Annotated in this window: 5 protein-coding genes; all 5 read right to left on the reverse strand. The window is 46.6% G+C overall.

The window, feature by feature from the left end:
* Nucleotides 1-4,736 (reverse strand): sugar-binding protein (locus AC1DUA_RS11035; protein WP_477499788.1); only part of this gene is annotated, 4,736 nt, incomplete at its 3' end.
* A gap of 400 nt (nt 4,737-5,136) precedes the next feature.
* Nucleotides 5,137-5,901: a carbohydrate ABC transporter permease gene (locus AC1DUA_RS11040; RefSeq protein ID WP_477499789.1), complete on the reverse strand. Its 765-nt coding sequence runs from the start codon at nt 5,899-5,901 to the stop codon at nt 5,137-5,139.
* A gap of 64 nt (nt 5,902-5,965) precedes the next feature.
* Nucleotides 5,966-6,850, reverse strand: a complete 885-nt coding sequence (locus tag AC1DUA_RS11045; protein ID WP_477499790.1) for a carbohydrate ABC transporter permease — start codon at nt 6,848-6,850, stop codon at nt 5,966-5,968.
* A gap of 76 nt (nt 6,851-6,926) precedes the next feature.
* Nucleotides 6,927-8,294 carry an ABC transporter substrate-binding protein gene (locus AC1DUA_RS11050; RefSeq protein WP_477499791.1) on the reverse strand — a complete coding sequence of 456 codons (1,368 nt, stop codon included), beginning with the start codon at nt 8,292-8,294 and terminating at the stop codon, nt 6,927-6,929.
* Between the two features lie 200 nt (nt 8,295-8,494).
* A partial coding sequence (locus AC1DUA_RS11055; RefSeq protein ID WP_477499792.1) for a helix-turn-helix transcriptional regulator occupies nt 8,495-9,312 on the reverse strand: 818 nt, incomplete at its 5' end.

The raw sequence follows: 9,312 nt of genomic DNA on the forward strand, positions 1-9,312 counted from the left end.
CCGTTGGTATAGGACTGTCCGGTCACGTCGTTCCACATGATAATGTCTTGACGGCCGCCTGTTGCTTTCGCATCATTGATCTGTAAATCAAATCCAATGGCACGATTAGCTGCAGGAACACTTGCCTTAAAAGGAATTTTAGTCTCAATGTAATAGCCGCCATCTACGACTTTGGCAAAAGACTCAAACCCCGCACTGATACTGCCTGGATTAAAGCTTTTCTCATTGAGATAATTAACACGGTATTGTCCCATACCTGTGCCGTAAGTGGTTTGTTTACTGTTAGTCTCATCCACAAAGATTTCGACAGAGTCTTTCTCATACGCGTTGCTGCTGCTGCTGTTCAGCACAGGGTCTTTTACACGTACCAGTACATACAGGTTATTATTGTCCCATAGCACTTTACCTGAGCCGTCCGTCGGACCGTTCGTCATTGTCAGATGCTTAAGGATCGGCAGCGTGGCGGTCGTATTCCAGAGTGGGTCGAGCTCGGAGCCGCCGATAACAGGCGTTCCGTATACGGCGGTACTAACTCCGCTTGGTATCAATTGGAGCGCTTTGATCGCGTCACGCAGCGCGTAATAGGAATTGTCCACCGCTGCTTGCCCGATCTCACTATTTGAGACAGCAGTTTTGGCCTCACTTAATGCGCTTGCAAAAGCGTTCCATGAATTGCTTGTGTAAATTTGAGAGTCTTTGTTATTGGCGCCCTCAATCAAGGCGGTTAGCAAGGTTTTATCGACCGCTGAGACAATAGGGTTTGCTGGTCCACCACGGCCAGCTTTAACATCGTTAAAGTATGTTTCTACTTTCGTAATTTCGTCAGCTGTCAGCACCCTATTGTAGATGAGAATCTGCGAGACTCTGCCCAGGAAGCGGTAAGGGGTTGCAGCCGCCATCGTGTAACCTACGCCCAGATCCGAGCTGTTTCCTAAAAGCGCCTTAGCGTTGGTTCCAGTGCCGATGACATTGTTATTAACATAAACGGCTCTATTAGTTCCGTTAAGCTGCGCCCGAACGCTGGCCAGACCATCAGTGGCTGTTGTTGTAATTTGTTGCCCGCCGCCCGATACGCTGCCATCCGTGTTACCAAAGCGGATGTTAACTCTGTTTGTTCCTACACCTAGATTAATACCGCTCCAACCGCTGTTGGCCGCCCAAGTTTGGTAAGCCTCGTTCAATCCGAAATAAACAAGACCATTTTGGTCACTGGAGTTGTTGGCTGTAGTTGTTGGTCTAACCAGCGTGTATATCGTCATCTGCGTACTACCGTTATAATTTTTAAAGCCTGCAGCTTTTAGCGGCCTTGACATCGCTGCGAAATCTACATAGTCGTATCCATCGTTCTTTAGCGTAGGGTTACCGTTTGGTGTTCCAAGATTATCACCACCGCTGCCGGGGACGTTCGCTGGGACAAGCTTCGCCGGGACGCTTCCCATATTTGTCCATCCAGTCACGTTGCCACTGCCATCTTTTTCCACGCCCTCATCAGCCTTGAGCCATACGTCAAGACCATCTCTAGGAATATCGACAGGCGTCATATCGCGCACTACTACACGAGCGTGCGACTGGCTGAGAACATCGCCTTCTTTCGACCGTACATAAATAATGTATGGACCGGGCAACTTTGGCGCAGTTATTTCTATCATGTTGCCAGAGGCCATTGTTTCCTTGTCGCTTTCAATAAAATTTCCGTCGCTCGATGAGGAAATCCATATCTGTTTTGTGGCGTCGTCCAAATCGTACGCAAACCTGACTTTCCCGCCGGGGGCTACTGACACGTCAGCCGAGAGCAGCCTATTCGCCACCGATACTGTGGTGGTAAAGTTGAGGGTTATTGCAGGCGTCGAAGTGCTGCCTACCAAGGTCCAGCTTCCTTCGGTGCTGATTTCGTACCCATTCGCCACAGGCTTGCCGTTAAGCGTAAAGGTGTAATCATTGCTCAAAGTCAGTTTAAGCGGACGTACCGCTGAAACTTCGTAGTTTTTCCCATTTTCCACATTGGCTGCTGAACCGCTCGCGTCGACGTATATTGTATACTTGGAAGTGGCCGTTTCTCTGCCGTCTCCATATTTAATATATAGTTTGTATTCTCCTGCGGCAGACGGAGCGTTGATTGACTTTACATCGCCGGCAGCTTTTGTCATCGTATTGCCTTCATTAAAGACAGTTGTGTTTGTGGGCGCGACCCAAACTGTGTCTTGAGCTTTTAGCAGACCCCTGCGGTTCAGCTTTTCACCTTTACCCATGATGACGTTGGAAGCCAACTCAAACTCGGTATCGGCAATGAGGCTCCTTGGGATCATCTTCGTGTATTCGTTGGTAAGGCCCGAATTCAAAACGATTTCGTTGCCCTTAAGTGGCCAAATGCGGCTTGTGCTTTTGTAATTGTCATAAGTAGTCCTCGGGGCGCCATTCTGGTTGTTATCCCCATCCACGTAACCTTGGACCATAATCATATCGCTTTTGCGCTTCCAATTGTTAAACTCAATAAGACGGCTCTGTCCGGGGGCATAAGAGAGCTTTGACTGCACAACGTTGCCAATCATCTTGATGAACGTGCTGCCTTCGTCGGGATGGAACCCGTTCATCCAGTTGTTGGAGGTCGTGGGTTTGTCCGTTGGATTCGGGTTAAGGAAGTTGTAGTTCATCTCGGTGAAATTCGTCCAGTTGTCAGAATTCCAGTTACTATTCTTGTTAGTGACGGGGTCGTTTGTCAAAGGGTAGACGGTGTTGATGGTGTCCCATGTCCCTCCGCCCGGTAAGTTACCCGGATCGCCCTGCCGTCCCAGTGAGTAAATGGCTCCGGAGTCATTAACTACCGTGCAAATTTCCTCTACCCGGTTAAAGTTTATTTTGTTATTCCTCGAGGTCGTAGATATTGCTGGAGACCTTGCGATGCTCGTTTCACTCGTACCATTGTAAGGGCCGCCAGTCTTGTTGGTACCTTGGGCGGTAAAGCCGAACCCATCATACTCGTCCCAACCCCAGCCGATGCTCATGGCGCCGTAAGTGGTGTCATAAATGTAGTTGTGCAGTACCTGCATATTCGTTGTGTAGAAAGAAGCCAGTGCGTTAGCGCCTGGGAATCCGTAGCAGGTCCTGTACAAAAAGTTATTTGTAATATAAATATTCTCCGGCACGGCTTCCGTACCCGCCGTAAATTTTTCCTTATCAACGCCGGCCCAGTTCCTTATAGGCGTGCCAGAGAGCGAAACACTAGATTCATGCGTAATCGCCACATCGTTTTCATAGATATGCTGCGGATGTCCGATTACAATGCCAGAAGCGAGCGTATCTACGATATAGTTGCCCGAGATTTCGATATCCTTGGCATCGTTTTCTACATGGATGCCATTAAATCCGGTAAGCCCAATCTCGCCGTTCAGCACTTTGATGTTCCTCGCTGCGTTGATCATGACAGCTGCCGGCGGTATGTCATACCCTCGGTAGAAAGTCTCATGCCAGTTTATGCTGCTGGGGAAGTAAACCTTGTTCACGATAGAGCCCTGAACGGACGCATAACCACGGGAACTGGTCGTTACCGGACCGGATCCGTCGCTAAGTGTATATGTGCCCGTCAGTTCAGTCAGTTTGTAGTCGGTATGGGCAAACTTTAGCCCATTGAAGGTTATGTTTTTGACACGTCCATCATCCGAGCCCGCAACAGGGTTTAATCGATCTCCTACAGGGATTCCTCTGATGTCGAGGACCGTCTCAAGCCTTGGAATGACCACGTCGGCGGTATTGATATCTTCGCCTTCAAGCGGGATGTAATAAAGCGTGCTTTCCGCCTGGTCAAAATAGAAATTCCCGCGTTTGTTGAAGAACTCGAAAGCGTTGCGGATGACTTGATTGTTACCAGGATTGTATTGCGTGTTATTACCCAATGACTGTGAAATGAACCCATACGGCATCTGGAACCGGAGCATGACACCGCCGGGCTTGTTGCTGGCTGCCGGCGCCTGTTCGATCGACGCGAAGGTGATAAAAGGCCTCGCCCATCTAGCAGTGGAGCCGCCCGTGCTTTCGGCTTCGATGTTTTGGGGGTTTTTCGTTGCCGTCGTCAGACCTACGCTGGCATCGAATACGATACCCGCCCGGATGTTGGTGCCGTTCTGCCACGCCCAAGGGTTATTGGCAGCGGTAAAACTGGCTGTGGGGGTGCCGGTGACGGTTCTGTTGGCCGAAGCTATTTCCGAACTCTTCGTCATGGTGGCGCCCTTATCGTTTACATAGAGTGCGCGCAGCTTATCGCTCCGGTTCAGGGTCGTTTTATACGCCTTTAAGCCGCCAGTCTGGGTAAGGCCAACAGCTTCTGTCCATACGCCTTTTCCCAACATTTCACCCGCGCTAATGACCGGCTTCGCACCCGGCGCCGCCTCATAACGAATCGTGCTGCTTGCACTTCCGGAATCATCCTTGTTAAATACCAAGGTCTCATCAAGCGAATAAAATCCATCCGCAATTTGAACGACGATATCCCCGCCGGTCTTAGGTAGAGTCCTTACTACTGCCTTTGCCTTGGCAACCGTTTTGTACGGCTTTCCTTGCGTTCCGTCACCTGTGGTGTCATTGCCATTTGTAGCAACATAGATAGTTGCACTTGGCGTACTGCCAGCCGCAGTTGCAATTGGCGCACTGTCAGCTGCGAATACCGACCCTGGAAGTGGCAGCATGGAAAATAACATTACCAAAGTCATAATCCAAATGAATGATCTTCTTCTCACTTTCATAAAACCTCCTTGGATATAAGTAAAATGCTATACACATTACCGCTTAAGCGGTATTAGTGCCGGATTCTCTGTTGCCGATGGATAAAAACGCTTTCATTTTCGGGAAATTTTCTCCTTACTATGAGCAAATCATAATAAACAATTTCAAGAATTTGATTGTTCCTGGAACAGGATTCTGGCTCCTAACCTTTACATTACCTTTGACTGAGCAGCTCTATTATCAACATTGGAAGCGCTATCAATTAATACTTTTATGATACCAGTTTGCACGAATATTCCCAGAGATTATTAGTGGACCGTAAGGAAAATTCTCGGGACGAGCTACCGTATAAGACTTATATTTTCTTATCTACGGAGTTAAGACACCTTATCAGGTGTCCCTTCTCCCACTTCACATTCGTCACTTCAAAATTGCACCTGCCGTCAATGCATTTTCGATCTTTTCGTTGCCTATTAAATAAACGATGATCATAGGCAAGCTTGACAGTAGCATACTCGCGCCGATAAGCCCCCAATCCGCAACTCCCACATTGACAAAGAATCCAAGCAACCCCACCGTAAGCGGCCGCAACTGATCCTTGGAAGCAATAATAAAAGCAAGCGGAAATTCGTTCCAGATTCGAATGAATATAAGAACGCATTGCGTCATGAGCGCTGGCATTACGATTGGAAATATGATTTTCATATACGTTTGATAGACATTCGCTCCATCGATGCATGCCGCTTCTTCCAGCTCATTAGGCAAAGACCGAAGAAAGGCATACAGCATCAGTACGCACGAAGCGATGGCGAAGCCGGAGTATGGCAAGATAAGACCCAAATAACTATTTTTGATATGCAGCCATTTAACCAGTTGGAATAAAGGAATAACGACGACTTCGATTGGGACAATTAAACCCATAGATACATATAGCAACATCGCGGAGTTGAATCTCCATTGCATACGGCTGAGGCAATAAGCAAGCATACTGCCGGTTATCAACGTAATGACGATTGTGCCTGCGGTATAAATTACGCTGTTCTCGAAATACGTATAAAAATGATATTTGGACAGCGCTTCGCTAAAGTTCAACCAATCCCAGGAAGACGGTATCCCAAAAGGATTTTTGTAAGCTTCGCTTTTGGACTTCAACGACATTGTTACCATCCAATACAAAGGAAACAAAAACGTGCATCCCACAACTACCCAAAACACTCGACTTAATAATTTCAGAAAGCTCCCCTCCAGCTTAAAACTCCAGTTTTTCTCTGGCAACGAACCTTTGAATGAAAAAGGAGATCAAAAGGCATTCCAGAATAAAAATTACGGCGATCGCAGTGCCTTTGCCAAATTCGGAAGTATCAAATGCCGTGTAATACATCTGGTAGATGACCGTTCTGGACTGATCTCCCGGGCCACCTGCCGTCATGACTCGTACATGCGAATAAAATGCCATTGAGCCTAATGTAGACAGAATAAGCACGTATTTGATTACATTCTGCAGCAAAGGGATCGTAATTCGTAAGCTAACTTGAACAAAATTAGCTCCATCAATCAATGCCGCCTCATAGTAACTCTTGGGTATGGTCTTGATTCCTGTATAAAACAGCATCGCGTTCAGTCCAATATATTGCCACAGGAATGTCAAACCGATGCTGGGCATGACCGTTTTCTTTTCCGTCAACCACGAATGTGTCCAAGAGCTCAACCCTAATGAGTTGAGAATCGCGTTAAATAAGCCCCAATTTGGTTCGTAGAACGCTAGCCAAATCTGTGCAACAACAGTGACCGATAAGATCGCGGGAAACATCGCCACCGTCTTGAAGAAGCGACGAAACTTAGGTGTCTGAGCATCCATAAAAAGCGAAAGCATCATGGATAGGGGGAGTCCCAGTAACAATGAGATGGCTACAATAAGATACGTATTTTTATGTGCGGTCCAAAAGGATGGGGATAATATCACTTCTTTGTAATTATTTAAACCAACAAAACCCAAATTTCTAAACCCGTCATGCTTATGCAAGCTCATCCAGATCTCCGGCAGCAAAGGGTATACGCAGAATAAGGTAAACAGCAGCAATGCCGGGAAAGCAAACACAAATATAGACACTTTGGTGCTAAAGTACTTGTTCATCGCTCTCTCCACCATTTAGTTTGTGTCTAAACCCCCTAGGATCTCTCCAAAGGGGATTTAGCTGTTAAATTATCTTTTACTTGGCAAACCACGTATTTTGGCTCCAGATCTTGTTCATCGCCACATTAAAATCATTAGCTGCGTACTCGCCCGTTAATAAATTCGCTCCTTGCGTAGATATTTCAGCAGACGTCTTCGCATCTAGCGAATTAAGAGCCCAGGATGGGATTTTATTAGGAATCGGATTGTACCAGTCAACGAACTTCTGCATAAGCGGGCTCCTATCCATTGCCTTGTTTCCTGTTTTCAAAGATATAGGAGCACCGGTAGATTCAAAGTATAATGCATCCGCCATGGCTAGAAATTCGGCAAGTTTGACGGCCTCTTCCGGATTCTTGGTTTTGCCGTTGACCGCATAACCGTTAACCGGAGAACCCCAGAACTGTACATTCTTTGTAGGGTTATACTTATCACTTGCGCTTGGAAATGGGAAGAAATCAACCGTTTCGTCTTTTGCGAGATTTGGCAACTCCCAAGTAAACTGCCATAACATAGCCGCCTTTTTGGATGTAAACATTTCCATCGCTGGACCGTAATCTATATTGGCTATTCCGTCTGGGAACACGCCTTCCTTGACCAGTTTTTCGATGCGAGTCGCTCCTTCCTTGACGGATGGATTGTTGAAGTCCGTTTTGTTGCTGACAAGGTCTGCCATCGCCTGCGGATCTCCGGTTTGGATCATTTGCTGCAGCATGAAGAGCTTCGGTCCCCACCCGTCCTTGCCAGGAGTTACAGCCGGTACCATGCCTTTGCTCTTGAGCGTCTTCGAGATTTGAATCAACTCATCAAACGTGGTTGGCACTTTAACCCCGGCTTTCTCGAACATATCTTTATGATAGAAGATGACAGGGGTGAAATATGTGTCCGCTCCGGAAGACAAGCTGTAAATCCCGTTATCTACATGCTTTAACGCATCTGGTACCGCGTATTTACCTAAGAAACCGTCTTTGGAAATATAAGGTGTCAAATCCAGAATGCTGCCTGTGCTCTTCAACGGCGTAAAGTAGCCCGCGTCATTCCAGAATACGTCCGGCATATCCCCGGATGCGTTCAACGTCTTCAATTTGTTTGCCATATCCTCGCCGCCGCCGCCGGGCTCAAACTCGACTTCCAGATTGGGAAGCGCTGTAGCAATATTCGGTTTAATAAATTTTTCCATAATTTTATTGCGATTTTCGTCTGTTGTAATCGTTATGACTTTCATTTTGATTTTTTTGCTGTCCGTCTTCGCCGTACTCTTGTTATCCTCCTTACTTGTTGCCGAGGGCGACGGATTGTCGGACGGCTGATTGGACTTTGTTTCATTCCCATTGCTGCATGCCGTTGCAACCAGAAGAGTACTTGCCATAAGGAACATAGCTGCTGCCTTTGATTTCGTTTTCATTGTTTACCTCCCCTATTTGTGAAAGCGGATATCAGATTGACTTCAGGTTCTGAAAGCGGTATCAACCTTGAATTAATTTTACGAATATTGCCAATCTTAGTACAGAGATTATTCTCGGACCAGTAGTAAAATTAACGGTAAAAAATAGACATTGGCGGCAAAGTTTCACTTTCCCACTAACGTCTGCATGGAAGTATAGGCTAACTGATTTGATTTACATATTTGCTAGGTGTGATTCCCATCTGTTTTTTGAAACATTTGCTGAAATAGTTGGCGTCTACATATCCCACTTGGTTCGCTACATTTTGGATAACCTTCTCTCCCTGATCAAAAAGTTCTTTTGCTTTAATAATCCGTATTTCGGTCAGGTAGTCATTGATCGTAAAGGTCGTTTCTTTTTTGAACACGAAGCAAAGATGATTGTAATTCATATGAACGCTCTTTGCGATATCTTCGATTCGCAGTTCTTCGTTGCCGTAATGCCTCGAAATATACGTTTTGACCTCCTCGATAACTTTGGAGGCTCTGTTGGTTTTGCGACTATGCACATGATCCATGGCCTTTAGAATGAAAGCACGGATCCAGTCCTCCAGCTCGTTGAAGGTTTTCATCCGCTGAACGTGTTGTATCAAATCGGGATGTGTCGTATTTCGGAAGACATCTTCAGAGCTTTGCGACGCTTCGGCCAAAAATTCCAGGCCTGTAGATACGATTTCGATTCCGGCGAGAAGCAGCATGTCCATAGAGGCTTTTTGGACGCGAGTATCATGAAAAAAACGCGAGAGCCATTCTTCCGTCTCGGGCATGTTTCCGATTCGCATGAACATCAGCAAGCTGCTTCTTTTTTCCACCGAGAACAATCCGACCTTTATCCCGGTTTCCTCAATCAAGGAATGTATGAACACCTTGTTGCCCCCCCATACAAACCGTTGCTTCAAGGCGATTAACGCTTGCTTGTATGAAGCCGGAATCGAGTCAAACGCTTCGCAGCCATTCCCTAAACCGATCGTTACCGTAC

This window comes from Paenibacillus sp. 01T422, from assembly GCF_056398785.1.

Bases quoted from the DNA above. Each gene is read 5' to 3' on its own strand.
- AC1DUA_RS11045 (WP_477499790.1), bottom strand. From the start codon at position 6,850: ATGAACAAGTACTTTAGCACCAAAGTGTCTATATTTGTGTTTGCTTTC.
- AC1DUA_RS11050 (WP_477499791.1), bottom strand. From the start codon at position 8,294: ATGAAAACGAAATCAAAGGCAGCAGCTATGTTCCTTATGGCAAGTACT.